16 protein-coding genes are annotated in these 16,284 nt (G+C 66.4%); 11 read left to right on the plus strand and 5 right to left on the minus strand.

Annotated elements, in window-relative coordinates; all coding sequences use genetic code 11:
- Positions 1-43: 43 nt before the first annotated feature.
- Together grpE and hrcA are read right to left on the minus strand one after the other, a co-directional pair.
- The gene (gene grpE, locus FXB38_RS20060; protein ID WP_148752714.1) at positions 44-664 is read right to left on the minus strand and encodes a nucleotide exchange factor GrpE; all 621 of its coding nucleotides are present in this window, start codon (positions 662-664) and stop codon (positions 44-46) included.
- Between the two features lie 98 nt (positions 665-762).
- Positions 763-1,851, minus strand: a complete 1,089-nt coding sequence (hrcA, locus tag FXB38_RS20065; protein WP_148752715.1) for a heat-inducible transcriptional repressor HrcA — start codon at positions 1,849-1,851, stop codon at positions 763-765.
- Between the two features lie 179 nt (positions 1,852-2,030).
- Here hrcA and rph point away from each other — a divergent pair, with 179 nt between their 5' ends.
- From rph to hemW, 3 genes are read left to right on the plus strand one after another with little or no spacing between them, the layout of a single operon-like run.
- Positions 2,031-2,744 carry a ribonuclease PH gene (rph, locus tag FXB38_RS20070; protein ID WP_148752716.1) on the plus strand — a complete coding sequence of 238 codons (714 nt, stop codon included), beginning with the start codon at positions 2,031-2,033 and terminating at the stop codon, positions 2,742-2,744.
- A gap of 11 nt (positions 2,745-2,755) precedes the next feature.
- Positions 2,756-3,391 carry an RdgB/HAM1 family non-canonical purine NTP pyrophosphatase gene (rdgB, locus tag FXB38_RS20075; RefSeq protein WP_148752717.1) on the plus strand — a complete coding sequence of 212 codons (636 nt, stop codon included), beginning with the start codon at positions 2,756-2,758 and terminating at the stop codon, positions 3,389-3,391.
- A 16-nt stretch (positions 3,392-3,407) separates the two neighbouring features.
- Positions 3,408-4,592 (plus strand): radical SAM family heme chaperone HemW, encoded by a 1,185-nt coding sequence (gene hemW, locus FXB38_RS20080; RefSeq protein ID WP_148752833.1) that lies wholly within the window; start codon positions 3,408-3,410, stop codon positions 4,590-4,592.
- Between the two features lie 114 nt (positions 4,593-4,706).
- Here hemW and FXB38_RS20085 read toward each other — a convergent pair whose 3' ends face one another.
- Positions 4,707-5,942, minus strand: a complete 1,236-nt coding sequence (locus FXB38_RS20085) for a penicillin-binding protein activator (RefSeq protein WP_187435010.1) — start codon at positions 5,940-5,942, stop codon at positions 4,707-4,709.
- Positions 5,943-6,292: 350 nt separating this feature from the next.
- On the opposite strand from FXB38_RS20085, the gene rsmI reads away from it, so the two are divergent.
- The 7 genes from rsmI (at position 6,293) to FXB38_RS20120 (ending at position 13,304) form a co-directional block, all read left to right on the plus strand.
- Positions 6,293-7,243: a 16S rRNA (cytidine(1402)-2'-O)-methyltransferase gene (rsmI, locus tag FXB38_RS20090; RefSeq protein ID WP_148752719.1), complete on the plus strand. Its 951-nt coding sequence runs from the start codon at positions 6,293-6,295 to the stop codon at positions 7,241-7,243.
- Positions 7,230-7,643, plus strand: a complete 414-nt coding sequence (locus FXB38_RS20095) for a YraN family protein (protein ID WP_148752720.1) — start codon at positions 7,230-7,232, stop codon at positions 7,641-7,643. The genes rsmI and FXB38_RS20095 overlap by 14 nt, the downstream gene beginning before the upstream one ends.
- 10 nt (positions 7,644-7,653) lie before the next feature.
- Positions 7,654-8,598, plus strand: a complete 945-nt coding sequence (gene gshB, locus FXB38_RS20100) for a glutathione synthase (RefSeq protein WP_148752721.1) — start codon at positions 7,654-7,656, stop codon at positions 8,596-8,598.
- Positions 8,599-8,881: 283 nt separating this feature from the next.
- Positions 8,882-9,700 (plus strand): Flp pilus assembly protein CpaB, encoded by an 819-nt coding sequence (cpaB, locus tag FXB38_RS20105; protein ID WP_148752722.1) that lies wholly within the window; start codon positions 8,882-8,884, stop codon positions 9,698-9,700.
- A 10-nt stretch (positions 9,701-9,710) separates the two neighbouring features.
- Complete coding sequence (locus FXB38_RS20110; protein WP_148752834.1) at positions 9,711-11,228, plus strand: type II and III secretion system protein family protein; 1,518 nt, start codon at positions 9,711-9,713, stop codon at positions 11,226-11,228.
- A 55-nt stretch (positions 11,229-11,283) separates the two neighbouring features.
- Entirely contained in the window at positions 11,284-12,018 is a 735-nt protein-coding gene (locus tag FXB38_RS20115; protein ID WP_148752723.1) for a CpaD family pilus assembly protein, read from the plus strand.
- Complete coding sequence (locus FXB38_RS20120; protein ID WP_148752724.1) at positions 12,015-13,304, plus strand: CpaE/TadZ family protein; 1,290 nt, start codon at positions 12,015-12,017, stop codon at positions 13,302-13,304. The genes FXB38_RS20115 and FXB38_RS20120 overlap by 4 nt, the downstream gene beginning before the upstream one ends.
- A 45-nt stretch (positions 13,305-13,349) precedes the next feature.
- Here FXB38_RS20120 and FXB38_RS20125 read toward each other — a convergent pair whose 3' ends face one another.
- Both FXB38_RS20125 and FXB38_RS20130 read right to left on the minus strand, forming a co-directional pair.
- The gene (locus FXB38_RS20125; protein WP_148752725.1) at positions 13,350-14,144 is read right to left on the minus strand and encodes a tetratricopeptide repeat protein; all 795 of its coding nucleotides are present in this window, start codon (positions 14,142-14,144) and stop codon (positions 13,350-13,352) included.
- Between the two features lie 83 nt (positions 14,145-14,227).
- Positions 14,228-14,473, minus strand: coding sequence for a PilZ domain-containing protein (locus FXB38_RS20130; protein WP_148738150.1), 246 nt, complete (start codon positions 14,471-14,473; stop codon positions 14,228-14,230).
- A gap of 228 nt (positions 14,474-14,701) precedes the next feature.
- On the opposite strand from FXB38_RS20130, the gene FXB38_RS20135 reads away from it, so the two are divergent.
- Positions 14,702-16,240 carry a YifB family Mg chelatase-like AAA ATPase gene (locus FXB38_RS20135; protein ID WP_148752726.1) on the plus strand — a complete coding sequence of 513 codons (1,539 nt, stop codon included), beginning with the start codon at positions 14,702-14,704 and terminating at the stop codon, positions 16,238-16,240.
- The last annotated feature ends 44 nt before the right edge of the window (positions 16,241-16,284 follow it).

A 16,284-nucleotide genomic window follows, 5' to 3' on the forward strand; every position in this document is an offset into this window, starting at 1 on the left:
ATCCGGAATGACATCTCAATTTACGGAACGGAGCTGACGCCGCTCAGTTCGCCTCGCTGCTGTTCGCCTCGTTGCTGTTCGCCGCGGGCGCGGGCTTGGTGCCACCCTTGGCGACGCCGACCAGCGCCGGACGCAGCACGCGATCGCCGATGGTGTAGCCGGCCTGCATGACCTGCACCACGGTGCCCGCGGGCACCGACGCATCGGGCACCTCGTACATCGCCTGCTGGAAGTTCGGATCGAACTTCTGGCCCTGCGGATCGAACTTCCTCACGCCGTGCTTTTCCAGCGCGTTGAGCAGCGAGCGCTCGGTGAGCTCGACGCCCTCGATCAGCGCGGTCAGGCCGGGATCGGCGGCCGCACGCGCTTCGGGCGGAACGGCGTCGAGCGCGCGCTGAAGATTGTCGGCGATGTCGAGCACGTCGCGGGCAAAGCCGGTAACGCCGTAGAGCTTGGAGTCAGCGACCTCCCTGGCGGTGCGCTTGCGCAGATTTTCCATCTCGGCCAGCGTCCGCAGCATGCGGTCGCGCGCCTCGGCGGCTTCCTTCTGCAGCAATTCCACCGAACCCGGCTCGGGATCGTCGGGCATGATGTAGGGTTTTGACACCACCGGCTCGCCGGTCGCGGCAGTCGTGTCTTCAGGTTGCCGGTCTCGATCGGTCATCGGCTCTCTTTTCAAGCTCGTCTTACGGGATTTTGCTGGCCCGGATATCGTGCTTCGGGCGCTGAAAATCAAGCGCCCGTGATCGGCTCAAATGCCGGTCAGCCCCCCAGCAGGCGGCTGACGATGCGGGCGGCATAGTCCACGGTCGGGATCACACGGGCATAATTCAGCCGCGTCGGCCCGATCACGCCCAGAACGCCGACGATGTGGCCGGCCGCGTCCCGATAGGGCGAGATGATGGTGGAGGACCCCGACAGCGAGAACAGCTTGTTCTCCGAACCGATGAAAATCCGCACGCCTTCGGCGGTTTCGGCGCGCCCGAGCAGGTCGATCACGCCGCGCTTGGTCTCGAGATCGTCGAACAGCAGCCGCACCCGCTCGAGATCCTCCAGCGCGTGCAAATCCTCCAGCAGATTGGCGTGGCCGCGAACGATGAGCTGGCGGTCTTCATTATCGCCGCCGGACCAGCTCGCAATCCCGGCCGAGATCACCTTTTGCGTCAATTGGTCGAGCTCGGCGCGAGCCTCGCCGAGCGCGGTTTCCAGCTCGAGTCGCGCCTCGGCGAGTGTCCGGCCGCGAATCCGCGAATTGAGGAAGTTGCCGGCTTCGGTGATGGCCGAGGAGGGAACCCCCGGCGGCAGCGTCAGCACGCGATTTTCGACCTGGCCGTCCTCGCCGACCAGGATCACCAACGCCTTCTCGGGTTCCAGCCGGACGAATTCGATGTGTTTCAGCCGGGTATTCGATTTCGGCGTTAGAACGACAGCAGCGGTACGGGTGAGACCCGACAGCCGCGTCAGCGCCTGGTCGAGCGCCGCCTCGACCGACTGCGCCTGCCCGACCGAGGTCAGCTGGCTCTGGATCGACTGCCGCTCGGCGTCATTGAGGTCGCCGACCTGCATCAGGGCGTCGACAAAGAAGCGCAAGCCGAGTTCCGTGGGCAGCCGGCCAGCAGAGGTGTGGGGCGCATAGATCAGGCCGAGATGCTCCAGATCGGCCATGACGTTGCGGACCGAGGCCGGCGACAGCGGCATCGCGATCAGCCGTGAGATGTTGCGCGAGCCCACCGGCTCGCCGGTCGCGAGATAGCTTTCGACAATTTGACGAAAGATGTCGCGGGAACGCTCGTTGAGCTGGGCGAGGCCTGCGCGCGGCGCGATCAGATGGATCGGATCGTGATGGGCCACAGGGTAACTCCTCTCAGATGCTGAGAATTTGTCCATCCCCGAGGGTTCTGACAAGCGTGGCGTTTGCGGGGTGGAAAACCGGGGGTGAAAAAGCCTTGTCTTCCCCCCTTGCCGCCCACCCTCACCCCACCTACAAGCACCGCGAATAGCCCTTTTCCGAGAGTTTTGGAGGAATTCCCATGCGGCCAAGCCGCCGTGCGCCCGACGAATTGCGCCCCGTGACGCTGGAGCGTGGCGTGGTCAAATATGCGGAAGGCTCCTGCCTCGTGAAGTTCGGCGACACCCATGTGCTGGTCACCGCTACGCTGGAAGACCGTTTGCCGCCCTGGCTGAAGGGCCAGGGCCGCGGCTGGGTCACCGCCGAATACGGCATGCTGCCGCGCGCGACCTCCGAACGCACCCGCCGCGAAGCCGCCGCCGGCAAGCAGAGCGGCCGCACCGTCGAGATTCAGCGCCTGATCGGGCGTTCGTTGCGCACCATCGTCGATCTCGAAGCGCTCGGCGAGCGCCAGATCACGGTCGATTGCGACGTGCTCCAGGCCGACGGCGGTACCCGCACCGCCTCGATCACCGGCGCCTGGGTCGCGCTCGCCGACTGCATCAACTGGATGAAGACGCGCAACATGATCAAGGCCAACGTGATGCGCGACAACGTCGCCGCGATCTCCTGCGGCATCTATCAGGGCAAGCCGGTGCTGGATCTCGACTATGCCGAGGATTCGGAAGCCCAGACCGACGCCAATTTCGTCATGACCGGCGATGGCCGCATCATCGAGGTGCAGGGCACGGCGGAACGCGAGCCGTTTACCCAGGACGAGTTCCTAGCGCTGATCGCCCTGGCGCAAAAGGGCATCGCGCGTCTCGTGGACTTGCAGAAACTGGCTGTCGCGTAGTCAATAGGCCCATGCACCGCCGAATCACCGGAAAGCTCGTCATCGCGACCCATAATCCCGGCAAGCTCGCCGAGATGAAGGAGCTGCTCGCGCCTCATGGCATCGAGGTGGTGTCGGCCGGCGAGCTCGGCCTGCCCGAGCCAGACGAGACCGGCAACGATTTCCGCAGCAATGCGGCGATCAAGGCGGTCGCGGCGGCGCAGACGTCGAAGTTGCCCGCTTTCGCCGATGATTCCGGCATCGTGGTCGATGCGCTCGACGGCGCGCCCGGCATCTACAGCGCGCGCTGGGCCGGACCGTCCAAGGATTTCGCTGCCGCAATGGCGCAGATCGAGCGCCTGTTGCAGGAGCGTGGCGCCACCACGCCGGACAAGCGCAAGGCGCATTTCGTGTCCGCGCTCTGCGTCGCCTGGCCCGACGATCATCTCGAAGAGGTCGAGGCGCGCGTCGACGGCACGCTGGTGTGGCCGCCGCGCGGCACCGCCGGCTTCGGCTACGATCCGATGTTCCTGCCGGATGGTTACGATCGCACCTTCGGCGAGATGACCGGCATCGAGAAGCACGGCCTGCCACCGCTCGGCCTCGGCCTGTCGCACCGCGCCCGTGCGTTTGTGAAACTGGCGGAGATCTGCCTTGAGCCGCGCTAGAGCGTTTTCGAGCGAAGTGGATACCGGTTCGCGCCAGGAAAACGCGTCAAAACAGGAATCCGAAGCCTTTGGCGTCTACGTGCACTGGCCGTTCTGCCTGTCGAAGTGCCCCTATTGCGACTTCAACAGCCATGTCCGCCACGCCGCGATCGACGAGGTGCGCTTTGCATCCGCCTTCGCCCGCGAGATCGAAACCACCGCACAGCGCTCGCCCGGCCGCGAGGTGACCTCGATCTTCCTCGGCGGCGGGACACCGTCGCTGATGCAGCCGGCAACCGTCGGCGCCGTGCTCGACGCGATCGGCAAGCACTGGAAAGTTGCCAACGACGTCGAGGTGACACTCGAGGCGAACCCGACCAGTGTCGAAGCCACGCGCTTTGCCGGCTATCGCGCAGCCGGCGTCAACCGCGTCTCGCTCGGCGTGCAAGCGCTCGACGATACCTCGCTGAAGGCGCTGGGCCGCATGCACAGCGCGCGCGAGGCGCTCGATGCCGTTGCGATCGCGCGTCGTTCGTTCGATCGCTATTCGTTCGACCTGATCTACGCCCGGCCGGACCAGACGCCGGCGATGTGGGCCGATGAACTGCGTCTCGCAATCGACGAAGCGGCCGAGCATCTGTCGCTCTATCAGTTGACGATCGAGGAAGGCACGCCGTTCTTCGGCCTACACCAGGCCGGCAAGCTGAAGACGCCCGACGAAGCGGTCGCGCGCGCGCTTTACGACGTGACACAGGAGACCTGCGACAAGCTGGGGCTGCCTGCCTACGAGATTTCCAATCACGCGCGGCGCGGTGCCGAGTGCCGGCACAATCTGGTGTACTGGCGCGGCGAGGAATATGCCGGCATCGGTCCCGGCGCCCATGGCCGCCTCGATATCGACGGCATCCGCCATGCCACCGCCACCGAGAAGCGTCCCGAAGCCTGGGTGATGCGCGTCGAAAGCAGCGGCCATGGCGTCGTCACCGACGATCTTCTCAACAGCGAAGAACGCGCCGACGAATTCTTGCTGATGGGACTGCGCTTGGCCGAAGGTATCGACCCCGAGCGCTACACCGCGCTCTCCGGCCGCCCGCTCGATCCCAAACGCATCGCGCTACTGCGCGAGGAAGGCGCGATCACGGTGGATGCGACGGGCCGTTTGCGCGTCACGAGCAGCGGATTCCCAGTGCTCGACGCAGTGGTCGCGGATCTCGCAGCATAATGAGATCTCGTGGGGTGGGCAAAGCGGAGCGTGCCCACCATTCCATGAAAATTTGTTGAGAGATGATGGGCACGGCGCGCAAGCGCGCGCCTTTGCCCACCCTACAGCAGCTCGTTAAGCCCCAAAGCTCTTCGGTGAGCCCGCGACTGCAACGCCGCCGCCCGTCGTCACCTTCATCACCGCGAGCCCACGCTCATTGGTGCCGTCGGCGCGGAAGCGGAACAGGCCGTCGATGCCGGCGAAGCCGGAGGGATTGGTGAGCACGTCGGACGAGAAGCGCGTGGTGCCCTGCGTGCGCGCGAGCGCTGCGACAAGCGCCACCGCGTCATAGGCGAGCGTCGCGGTGCGGATCGGTTCGGCACCATATTTGGTACGGTAGCGGCCGGAGAACGCGCGGAAGCCGGCCGGATCGGGTGCGGCATAGAGGCCACCCTGCAGGCTTGGGCTGGCATAGACACGCGGGCTGTCCCACAGGCCGGTGCCGAGCAGCTGGATGTTGCGCAAATTCGCGCCCGCTGCGGTCATTGCATCCGCGACCGCGACGACGGCATCACCGTCATCGGCAATGAACAGTGCATCCGCGCTGCCGAGCTGCTGCGCGACGGTGCGCGCCGGCGTCGCGCGATCGGCGCCGTATTTCTCGAACGCGACGATGCGTCCGCCGCGCCTGGGCACTGCGGCCTTCACCGCGGCTTCGACCACATTGCCATAGGCATTGTCGGGCACGAGCACGGCGACGGAGCGTTTCCCGATGCTGGCGGAATATTCGACGATGCGATTGACGTCGGACTCAGGCAGGAAGCTCAAGAGATAGACGCCGCGGCCGGCGACGCTCGAATCGGTCGAGAACGCCATCACCGAGATGCCGCGCGTGCGCGCGACCTGGGCCACGGCCGGGACCGACTGTGCGAACAGCGGCCCCAGAATGATCTCGGCACCTTCGTCGACCGCCTGCTGCGCACCAGCTTGCGCGCCTTGCGGGCTGCCATTGTCGTCCTTGATCAAGAGCTGGATGTTCGGGTTCTGGAACTCGGCCAGCGCCATCTCGGCGGCGTTGCGCATCGACTGCGCGGCAAGTCCGGCATTGCCGGCGGCCGAGAGCGGCAGGATCACGGCGACCTTCACCCCGCCGGTGCCGGCGGTCGTCGCCTGTTGCGGCGGCCCGGCCGGCTGGGCCGGCGGCGGGGATGAGCTGCTGAACGGGTTGGAAAACTGGCTGAGGCTCTGCTGCACGCCGGCGCAGGCCGACAGCAAGGGCGTGCCGAGCAGCAGGCCAAGCGCACTCCGCCGGGTCGTCCCCGACAAACGGGACCCGTCAACGGGAGACTTCAGATCACGCGGGCCCACCATGGCAGCTCTTCTTCTGATCTTCCGTCGCCGGCCGATCACAGCAAATCTTGCCGCGACAGAAGCCGCGGATTCAGGCATATTGTCGGCAAATAGTTAACCAAAACAAAAGGATAATGCCCGCTTAACGCGACTGCCTTACGTTCCTGGTTGGCTGCTCGCCGTCCGTCATCCAGCATCAAAGCGGGGTTTCCGCCACGAATATGGCGCTGACGCTTCATTTCCTAGGGAATGTGATGCCGGATGGATCACATTCCAGTCTTTCCTCGCCCCAGTTCAGTATCTTGCCCGGCACGATCTTTTTCGGGGGACCGGTTCCCAGCCCCGGGGATCATGCCTAAGTTCGTCTGATTATGCGCGCAAAGCCGGCCTCGATAAATACGACTGAAGCTACGGACGCCGCCCCGCGCGGTTTCTCCATCGACGCCCATCGGCTCGCGGTGCCGAAGGCGGCGGCCGGCCTCTATCTGGTCGCGACCCCGATCGGCAATCTCGGCGACATCACCCTGCGTGCGCTGCAGACGCTGGCCGGGGTCGACGTCATCTGCTGCGAGGACACCCGCATCACGCGGCGCCTGACCGAGCGTTACAATATCTCGGCGCCGCTCAAGCAATATCACGAGCACAATGCCGAGGCCGCCCGCCCAAGGATCCTGGAGGCGCTTGCCGCAGGCGGCTCGGTCGCGCTGGTGTCGGACGCCGGCACGCCGCTGATCTCCGATCCCGGCTTCAAGCTGGTCCGCGATGTCTGCGCAGCCGGCCATGCGGTCTATGCGCTACCCGGCCCATCCTCGGTGCTGGCGGCGCTGTCGGTCGCGGCCCTGCCGACCGACCGTTTCTTCTTCGAGGGATTTTTGCCGGCGAAATCCGCCGCACGGCGGTCGCGCCTCACCGAACTTGCCCGCATCGACGCGACGCTGGTCATGTTCGAATCCGGCAATCGGGTGCAGGATACGCTCGCCGAGCTCGCCGAGATCATGGGCACGCGCGAGGCCGCAATCTGCCGCGAGCTGACAAAACTGCACGAGGAGATCTCGCGCGCGAAGCTCGATGAGCTGGCGCGCGAGGCGGACACGCTGGAGACGCGCGGCGAATTCGTGCTGGTGATCGCTCCGCCGGCCGCGGATGCCGACGTGCTGACACCGGACGCGCTGGACCATCTCCTGCGCGAGCAGCTCGCCACCCACAGTGTCAAGGACGCCGTCGCGCACGCAGTCGCACTCTCGGGGCGGCCGCGGCGCGAGGTCTATGCCCGCGTGCTCGAGCTCGCAAAAGATTTGCGGGGCGGCGATGGCGAAGCCTAAGGACGCAGCGGAGCCGAAACCGGAACCTAAGATCGCCTCGCCCGAGCGCGTCGCCGCGTTCCGCACCGGCATCTCGGCCGAGAGCCGCGCCGCCGCCTATCTGATGGCGAAAGGCTACCGTATTCTGGCCAAGCGCTACCGCACCCCGCATGGCGAGATCGACCTCGTGGCGCGCCGCCGCAACCTGATCGCCTTTGTCGAGGTCAAGGCGCGTGCCAGCCTCGATGAGGCCGCCTATGCGGTGACGCCGCGCCAGCAGCAGCGCATCATCGACGCCGCGCAGGGCTGGCTTGCCACGCATCCCGAGCATGCGGAATTCGAATTGCGATTCGACGCCATGCTGATTGCGCCGCGATCACTTCCACGCCATGTGTTGGCGGCATTCGACGCCTCGACCTGAAAGGCAGACCATGAAACTGAACGTCGCCGTCCAGATGGACCCCATCGCCCGCATCCACATCAAGGGCGATTCCACCTTTGCGCTGCTTCTGGAGGCGCAGAAGCGCGGCCATGGCCTGTCCTATTACACACCCGACAAGCTCTCGATGGTCGGCGACGAGATCGTCGCACCCGTGCAGCTCCTGACCGTGCGCGACGAGCCCGGCGATCACTTCACGCTCGGCGAGCCCAGGCGCGAGGCGCTGAACGGCTTTGACGTGGTGCTGCTGCGCCAGGATCCGCCGTTCGATCTCGCCTACATCACCTCGACGCACCTGCTCGAGCGCATCCATCCGAAGACGCTGGTCGTCAACGATCCGGCCTCGGTGCGCAACGCGCCCGAAAAGCTGTTCGTGATGAACTTTCCGCAGTTGATGCCGCCGACCCTGATCTCGCGCGACCTCGATGAGATCAACGCCTTCCGCGACAAGTACGGTGCCGTCGTGATGAAGCCGCTGCACGGCCATGGCGGCGCCGCGGTCTTCCGCGTGATGCCGCAGGACATGAATTTCGGCTCGCTCTACGACATGTTCTCGGTCACCTTCAAGGAGGCCTGGGTGATCCAGCAGTTCATCCCCGAGGTGAAGCTCGGCGACAAGCGCATCATCCTGGTCAATGGCGAGTTCGCTGGCGCGGTGAACCGCGTGCCGGCCGCCGACGACCTCCGCTCCAACATGGTGCGCGGCGGCGCCGCAAAGGAGACCGAGCTGACGCCGCGCGAGCGCGAGATCTGCGCCACCGTCGGCCCGGCGTTGCGCGAGCGCGGCCTGGTGTTCGTCGGCCTCGACGTCATCAACGGCAACCTCACCGAGATCAACGTGACCTCGCCGACCGGCATCCGCGCCATCGCGCGGCTAGGCGGCCCCGATGTTGCGGCGAAGATCTGGGACGCGATCGAGCAGAAGCGGGCGAAGTAAGCAGCGGCGCTACAGACATCAACGGAAACATTGACCGCGCTTCACTAACCACCCATTCACCATGACGCTCCCCGCCTCGTGCGAACGCACGAGCGCGCCTGCGTGAATCTACGGGGCCGCTGGCCGCGCGGCTAACGCGGCATTCACCATCTGCCCAGAACCCGCGCCGTCACTGACCATCACACTCGGCCTCGCAACACCCCTTATACTTTTACTCCCTACTCATCGATGCCGGGGAACCCGCCACGTGCGGTTCGAGTGCCCCGCGTAAGAGTAGAAGCGTATGAACACCGCACGCATTGTCGTTCTCGTCATCGCACTCGGCGCCGGCGGCGTCGCCGCGTATCTGGCGAGCGGCTACGACAACAAGCCCGCGCCCGCGCTCCCGGTGGCCGAGAAGCTGCCGACGGTCGAGGTGCTCGTCGCCAAATCCGACATTCAGCTCGGCCAGGCCGTGAAGGCCGAGGATCTGCAATGGCAGACCTGGCCGCAATCGACCGCGAGCGGCGCCTTCATCCGCCGCGACAGCAGGCCCGACGCGCAGACCCAGATCGCCGGCTCGATCGCGCGCGTGCCCTTGATGCAGGGCGAGCCGATCCGCGAGCAGAAGCTGGTGAAGGCCGACGGCTCCGGCTTCATGGCCGCGATCCTGCCGTCCGGCATGCGGGCCGTGTCCACCGAGATCTCCGCCGAGACCGCGGCCGGCGGCTTCATCCTGCCGAACGACCGCGTCGACATCGTCCTGACGCGACGCCTGAAGAACCCTGATGGCGCCAACAGCTCGACCGGCGGCAATGACCTGATCCTGTCGGAAGTCATCCTGACCAACATCCGCGTGCTCGCGATCGACCAGGCGCCGAAGGAGAAGGACGGCCAGAACGCCGTGCTCGGCAAGACGGTCACGCTCGAGCTCCGGCCCGACCAGGTCGCGACGCTCTCGGCCTCGCGCCAGGGCGGCGCGCTGACACTTGCATTGCGCAGCATCGCCGATGCCAGCGCCTCCGACGGCACGCCCGAGGACCAGGCGCTCAAACAACGCTCGAGCGGCGTGAACGTGATCCGCTACGGCGTGCAGGCGCGACAACTGACGTCACAGAAGTGATGGGGACATGATGAACTACGGGGGTAATCGGATGGGCCTGCGCATTCGGGGGAAGCGCGCTGGCTCGTTCCGGGCAGGGGCAATGCTGATGCTGGGGCTGCTCGCAGTCCCCGATCTCGTCCGCGCTGCGGATGCGCCGGTCGGAGACCAGGCGCCGATGCAGGCGCCGGATCTCGGCGTGTCGCCGGTCGCAACCATCGCGCCGGCGCGGACGCGTTCGCTGTCGCTCGGCGTCGGCAAGTCGGTCGTCATCGACCTGCCGCGCGAGGTCAAGGACGTGCTGGTGGCCGATCCCAAGATCGCCAATGCTGTGATCCGCTCAGCGCAGCGCGCCTATATCATCGGCGGCCAGGTCGGCCAGACCAACGTGGTGTTCTTCGGCGCCGACGGCCAGCAGGTTGCTTCCTACGACATCGCGGTCAAGCGCGACCTCAACGGCATGCGCACGGCGCTGCGCGCATCGCTGCCGGGCGTGCAGATCGAGGGCGTCGGCGACAGCGTGATGCTGACCGGCTCGGTGTCGAGCCCGGTCGAGGCCCAGCATGCCGGAGACGTCGCCGCCAAGCTCGTCGGCGGCGCCGACAAGGTCGTCAACAACATCGTGGTGCGCGGCCGCGACCAGGTGATGCTGAAGGTCGTGGTCGGCGAAGTCCGCCGCGACATCGTCAAGCAGCTGGGCGTCGATCTCAGCGCCAGCCTGAACGCCGGCACCGCGGTGGTGAATTTCAACAATTCCAACCCGTTCTCGGCCAGTGGCGGACCGCTGGTCAGCGGCAACGGGCTCGGCGTCGCCGGCCTCGCCAAGGGCGTCGCCACCGTCAGCGCCACGATGCGCGCGATGGAAAGCGCCGGCGTGATGCGCACCCTGGCCGAGCCGAGCCTGACGGCGATCTCCGGCGAATCCGCGACCTTCATCGCGGGCGGCGAATTCCCGATCCCCGCAGGCTATTCCTGCGATCCGACCACGCATGTCTGTACCACCCAGATTTCCTACAAGAAATTCGGCATCTCCCTGAACTTCACGCCGGTCGTGCTGAGCGAAGGCCGGATCAGCCTGCGGGTGATGACCGAGGTCTCGGAGCTGTCGAACCAGAACGCCATCACCGTGTCGCAGGCACTGTCCTCGAGCTCGACCAACTCGATCACCATCCCCTCGGTCCAGACCCGTCGCGCCGAGACGACGCTGGAAATTCCCTCGGGCGGCTCGATGGCGATGGCCGGCCTGATCCAGCAGCAGACCAAGCAGGCCGTCAACGGCCTGCCCGGCGTCGACCAGGTGCCGATCCTCGGCGCGCTGTTCCGCAGCCAGGACTTCGTCAACAACGAGACCGAGCTGATGGTGATCGTGACCCCCTATGTGGTGCGCGCGGTCGCCCAGAAGGAATTGTCGCGGCCCGATGACGGCTTCGCGCCGTCCTCGGATGCGCAGTCGGCGCTGCTCGGCCGCATGAACCGCCTCTACGGCATCGCCCGCCGCGCCGATCCGATCGACGGCGATCGCGGTGATTTCGGCTTCATCATCGACTGACACCAACGGTTTGGGGACCGGGCAAGACACGACACGGACAAGAGGGGATGAAGCGATGACGAAGACAAATGATCGACGTCGCAATTTGCGCATCGCGCTCGCGCTGACGGGGCTCTCCGTCATGCTGGGAGCCTGCAACACCACGGGCGACGTCGTCACCACCCAGACGGTACCGACCGACTACCGCATGCGTCACCCGATCGCGGTGCAGGAAGCCAAGCGCTCGATCGTGATCTTCGTCGGCAAGGCGCGCGGCGGACTTTCGACCGCGCAGCACGCCGACGTGACGGGCATCGCCCAGGATTGGGTGCGCGAAGGCACCGGCTCCGTCGTCGTCGACGTGCCCATCGACACCGCGAATTCGCGCGCGGCGGCTGCGACCTACCACGAAATCCGCACCGTGCTGGGCAGCGGCGGCGTGCCGTCGCGCGCCATCGTCCAGCATCCTTATCGTCCCGAAGACCCCGCCCTGCTGCCGACCATCCGGCTGAGCTATTCCAAGATCGCGGCGGTGGCCGGCCCCTGCGGGCTGTGGCCAGAGGACATGGGACCGTCGATCCTCGACCCCGGCTACAACGAGAACCGGCCTTACTTCAATCTCGGCTGCGCCACCCAACGTAATCTTGCCGCGATGATCGACAACCCCGCCGACCTCGAGCAGCCGCGCGCGGAGACGCCGGCCTATACCGCACGGCGCGACATCGCCTTCGACCGCTACCGCAAGGGCACCTCCACCGCGACCGCTTATCCCGAGGCTGACAAGGCCAAACTCAGCGAAACAGGCAAATGACGGGCATCCACGACGAAGAGGCGGACGATCCGCAGCACCCCGAGGAGCACATTGCGCCGGTTCCCCGGATCTCGGTGCAGGCCTTTTGCGAGACCGAGCAGACGCTCGCCGCGGTGACCGCGGCCGGGCAGGACCGCCGTCTCGCCAAGGCGCATCTCACCGCCAGGAGCGGCGGCCTCGCCGCGGCAATCGATGTCTATGACACGATGCCGACGCCGAACGTCATCGTGATCGAATCCGACGGCACACGCGACATCCTCGAGGGCCTCGACGACCTCGCCGGCGTTTGCGATCCCGGCACCCGCGTGGTCGTGATCGGCAACCCCAACGACACCGCGCCCTACCGTGAGCTGGTGCGTCGCGGCGTCAACGACTACGTGGTCGGGCCGGTCGAAACCCTCGACGTCGTGCGCTCGATCTGCAGCCTGTTCTCGGCCTCCGAAGCCATCATCACCGGCCGCGTCATCGCGGTGGTCGGCGCCAAGGGCGGCGTCGGCGCCTCCACCGTCGCGCACAACGTGGCCTGGACCATCGCGCGCGACCTCGCGCTCGATTCCGTCGTGATCGATCTCGACCTCGCCTTCGGCACCGCCGGCCTCGACTACAACCAGGATCCGGCGCAGGGCATCGCGAACGCGGTGCTGTCGCAGGACCGGCCGGACACGGCGTTGATGGAGCGCCTGCTCGCCAAATGCACCGACCGCCTCAGCCTTCTCGCCGCACCGGCTACGCTTGATAGGGTCTATGATTTCGGCGCGGAGGCGTTCGATGCGATCTTCGACACGCTGCGCATGACCACGCCCTGCATCGTGCTCGACGTGCCGCATCAATGGTCGGCGTGGACCAAGCGAGCGCTGGTCAATGCCGACGACATCGTCATCGTGGCCGAGCCGGATCTCGCGAACTTGCGCAACACCAAGAACATGCTGACCGTGCTCAAGGCGGCACGGCCGAACGACCGGCCGCCACTCTACTGCATCAACCAGGTCGGCATGCACAAGCGCGCCGAGATCGACGTCAAATCGTTCGCCAAGACGATGGAAAGCCAGCCGCTGGCGGTGATCCCGTTCGATTCAAAGCTGTTCTCGACCGCCGCCAATAACGGCCAGATGATTGCGGAGGTCTCCAAGAGCCACCGCACCACCGAGCTGTTCCAGAACATGGCCAACCGCCTCGCCGGGCGCGGCGAAGTGAAGAAGCCGAAGCGTTCGCTGCTCGGACCGCTGCTGAAGAAGCTGAAGGGCAGGACCGGACGCGCATCCGCTCCGCATCGCAAGGCGTCGTAAGCGCGAAAACGTTCTCGAGCGCGCAGTGCTCTCGGCGGCGGCGGATTACTTCTCCGCCTGCTGCTGCTGCTTCTTCGACAGCAGCTGGCGTAGGGCCGTGACCTTTGCCGCCGCCTGATCCGGCGGCAGATCGGCCTTCACGATGGTCTCGGCCTCGGCCTGCTTGCCTTCCAGCCCCAGCACTAGTGCGAGATTACCCCGCACGCGGGAATCGGCCGGGTTGCGCCGATAGGCGCGGCGCATGGTGTCCTCGGCCCGCGGCAGATTGTTCTGGAGCATGTAGGACAGGCCGAGATTGGACAAAACCTGCGGCTCGTCCGGCACGATCTTCAGCGCCGACGCATAATATTGCTGCGCTTCCTCGTTGCGGCCGAGCTGATCGAGCGCCGCGCCCTGCGCCGACAGGATGTGCCAGTCCGGATCCTCCGGCGTATGCGCCCGGCTGAGCACGTCGAAGGCCTGCTGGAAATTGCCGTTGTCGGCGAGCGCGCGACCGTAGCCGGCGAGCAGCGCCTTGTTGCTGGGATGGGCGAGCACGGCCTGCTCCATCACCGCGACCGCCTGGGCGCGCTGGCCGGTCTCGCGCAGCGCCTTGCCATAGTCGAGGGCGATGGCGGGATCGCTGGGCCTGGCGCGATAGCGCTCCCGCAAGCCGTCCATGTCGGGCTTGATGTCGGGCTTGGCGTCCGCCGTAGCGGCAGCTTCCGGCTTGCCACCGACGCCGAGCGCGCCGGTCACATCCTCCAGGCTCGTGGTCTGGCAGCCACCGAGGGCAAGCACCACGAACGCGGGAAGCAGGAATCTCGCCGGGGGAGAGGCAAGGGACGAACGCTTGGACATACTCTGATCACCGCCGGCGGACTGATCAGAGATGCTTTGCCGATTAACGCTAAATTCCCGTTAAGGACGCCCGCCTCTTGGGCTTAGTCGGTAAATTCCGCGCCGAATTCGCAGCCGATGCGCCAGCGCAGGCGGCATTGGCGGGAATAGTCGGGTGCGAAGATGATGGTGAATTGCGGCGGCAGTTCCAGGAATTCCGCCACGACCTTGACGCCGCCATCCGAGATATCCGTGATCGTGCAGTCCCGTGGCAGCGACCCCGCGCCAAAATGGATCTTGGCGAGCCGCGTGCACATCCGGCGTTCGCTTCTGCGGCGATTTGCAAGCATTTGAATTGTTCACCCGTTAGATCACGGCCCATCCCGCAGCCCTAGGAGTAGCGGACATTTGTTGGAATGTGCTGAGCGCAGCCGATCGCATTCGAGGCGTAGTCGAAGCTTAGTGTCGTCGTCCCGTTTACGGGTCGTTAGGAATCGCGGCGCCCTCGCCTTTCGTTCTTGTATTGTTCTTGTCAGGCCCGTCGCGCTCTGCTACCCCTAATTGTGCGAGGGGGCATCATGGTCCAGCGGGTTTCGACAGTCGCCTTTGAAGGGATCGAGGCCCGCGCGGTCGACGTGCAGGTGCAGGTCGCCCCGGGCCTGCCGGCCTTCGCCATCGTCGGCCTGCCCGACAAGGCGGTATCGGAGGCGCGTGAGCGGGTCCGCTCGGCGCTGATCGCCTCGGGGCTGGCGCTGCCGGCGCGGCGGATCATCGTCAATCTCGCCCCTGCCGACGTCCCGAAGGAAGGCAGCCATTACGACCTGCCGATCGCGCTCGGGCTGATGGCGGCGATCGGCGCGATCCCGCCGGATGCGCTGACGGGTTTTACCGTGCTTGGCGAGCTCGGCCTCGACGGCTCGATCGCGCCGGTGGCCGGCGTTCTGCCCGCCGCGATCGGCGCCAATGTGCGCGAGGAAGGTCTGATCTGTCCGGCGGCCTGCGGCTCGGAAGCGGCGTGGGCGAGCCCGGACATCCAGATCGTCGCCGCACACTCGCTGATTCAGATCGCCAACCATTTCAAGGGCACACAGGTGTTGTCGCGGCCCGTGCCGAAAGTCCACGAGGCAGCAAGCTCGCTGCTCGATCTGCGCGACATCAAGGGCCAGGAGAGCGCCAAGCGGGCGCTGGAGATCGCGGCCGCGGGCGGCCATCACCTGTTGATGATCGGCGCGCCCGGTGCCGGCAAATCGATGCTGGCGGCGCGCCTGCCCTCGATCCTGCCGCCGCTGTCGCCGGGCGAATTGCTCGAGGTCTCGATGATCGCCTCCGTCGCCGGCGAGATCGAGGGCGGCGCGCTGACATCGCAGCGGCCGTTTCGCTCGCCACATCATTCCGCCAGCATGGCCGCGCTGACCGGCGGCGGCGCGCGCGCAAAGCCCGGCGAGATCTCGCTGGCGCATCAGGGCGTGCTGTTCCTCGACGAGCTGCCCGAGTTCGACCCGCGCGTGCTGGATTCGCTGCGCCAGCCGCTGGAGAACGGCGAGGTCTCGGTCTCCCGCGCCAACCACCGCGTGACTTACCCCGCGCGCTTCATGCTGATCGCAGCGATGAACCCCTGCCGCTGCGGCCATGCGTTCGAGCCGGGCTATTCCTGCAAGCGCGGCCGCATCGATCGCTGCGCCGGCGATTACCAGGCGCGCATCTCCGGTCCGCTGATGGACCGCATCGATCTGCGCATCGAGATCCCGGCCGTGACCGCGGCCGATCTGATCCTGCCGCCGGCGGCGGAAGGCTCCGCCGAAGTCGCCGCGCGCGTGGCGGCGGCGCGCGACATCCAGCTCAAACGCTACGCCGATGCCGGCCTGCCGCAGGTCCGCACCAATGCTGAGGCGCCGGCGTCCGTTCTAGAGGACATCGCCAGGCCGGACGCACAGGGCCAGAAGCTGCTGCGCGATGCGGCCGAGACCATGCGGCTGTCGGCGCGCGGCTATCACCGCGTGCTGCGGGTGGCCCGCACGCTCGCCGACCTCGACGGCGCCGACAAGATCGGCCGGCTGCATCTTGCCGAGGCGCTGTCCTACCGCGCACTCGCGGAGGATATGCGCCAGATGGCGTGATCGCGCAGCGCATCAACCCGGCGGTAACGAGTTTCCTTTACGCT

Origin of the sequence: Bradyrhizobium cytisi (genome assembly GCF_008123515.1) — a bacterium.
In the GTDB taxonomy this organism is placed as follows: domain Bacteria; phylum Pseudomonadota; class Alphaproteobacteria; order Rhizobiales; family Xanthobacteraceae; genus Bradyrhizobium; species Bradyrhizobium cytisi.

What these genes read in the sequence shown, in the direction of transcription:
- grpE (WP_148752714.1), bottom strand. Translation starts at nt 664, where the DNA reads ATGACCGATCGAGACCGGCAACCTGAAGACACGACTGCCGCGACCGGC.
- rph (WP_148752716.1), top strand. Translation starts at nt 2,031, where the DNA reads ATGCGGCCAAGCCGCCGTGCGCCCGACGAATTGCGCCCCGTGACGCTG.
- rdgB (WP_148752717.1), top strand. Translation starts at nt 2,756, where the DNA reads ATGCACCGCCGAATCACCGGAAAGCTCGTCATCGCGACCCATAATCCC.
- FXB38_RS20085 (WP_187435010.1), bottom strand. Translation starts at nt 5,942, where the DNA reads ATGGTGGGCCCGCGTGATCTGAAGTCTCCCGTTGACGGGTCCCGTTTG.
- rsmI (WP_148752719.1), top strand. Translation starts at nt 6,293, where the DNA reads ATGCGCGCAAAGCCGGCCTCGATAAATACGACTGAAGCTACGGACGCC.
- FXB38_RS20095 (WP_148752720.1), top strand. Translation starts at nt 7,230, where the DNA reads ATGGCGAAGCCTAAGGACGCAGCGGAGCCGAAACCGGAACCTAAGATC.
- gshB (WP_148752721.1), top strand. Translation starts at nt 7,654, where the DNA reads ATGAAACTGAACGTCGCCGTCCAGATGGACCCCATCGCCCGCATCCAC.
- cpaB (WP_148752722.1), top strand. Translation starts at nt 8,882, where the DNA reads ATGAACACCGCACGCATTGTCGTTCTCGTCATCGCACTCGGCGCCGGC.
- FXB38_RS20110 (WP_148752834.1), top strand. Translation starts at nt 9,711, where the DNA reads ATGAACTACGGGGGTAATCGGATGGGCCTGCGCATTCGGGGGAAGCGC.
- FXB38_RS20115 (WP_148752723.1), top strand. Translation starts at nt 11,284, where the DNA reads ATGACGAAGACAAATGATCGACGTCGCAATTTGCGCATCGCGCTCGCG.
- FXB38_RS20120 (WP_148752724.1), top strand. Translation starts at nt 12,015, where the DNA reads ATGACGGGCATCCACGACGAAGAGGCGGACGATCCGCAGCACCCCGAG.
- FXB38_RS20125 (WP_148752725.1), bottom strand. Translation starts at nt 14,144, where the DNA reads ATGTCCAAGCGTTCGTCCCTTGCCTCTCCCCCGGCGAGATTCCTGCTT.
- FXB38_RS20130 (WP_148738150.1), bottom strand. Translation starts at nt 14,473, where the DNA reads ATGCTTGCAAATCGCCGCAGAAGCGAACGCCGGATGTGCACGCGGCTC.
- FXB38_RS20135 (WP_148752726.1), top strand. Translation starts at nt 14,702, where the DNA reads ATGGTCCAGCGGGTTTCGACAGTCGCCTTTGAAGGGATCGAGGCCCGC.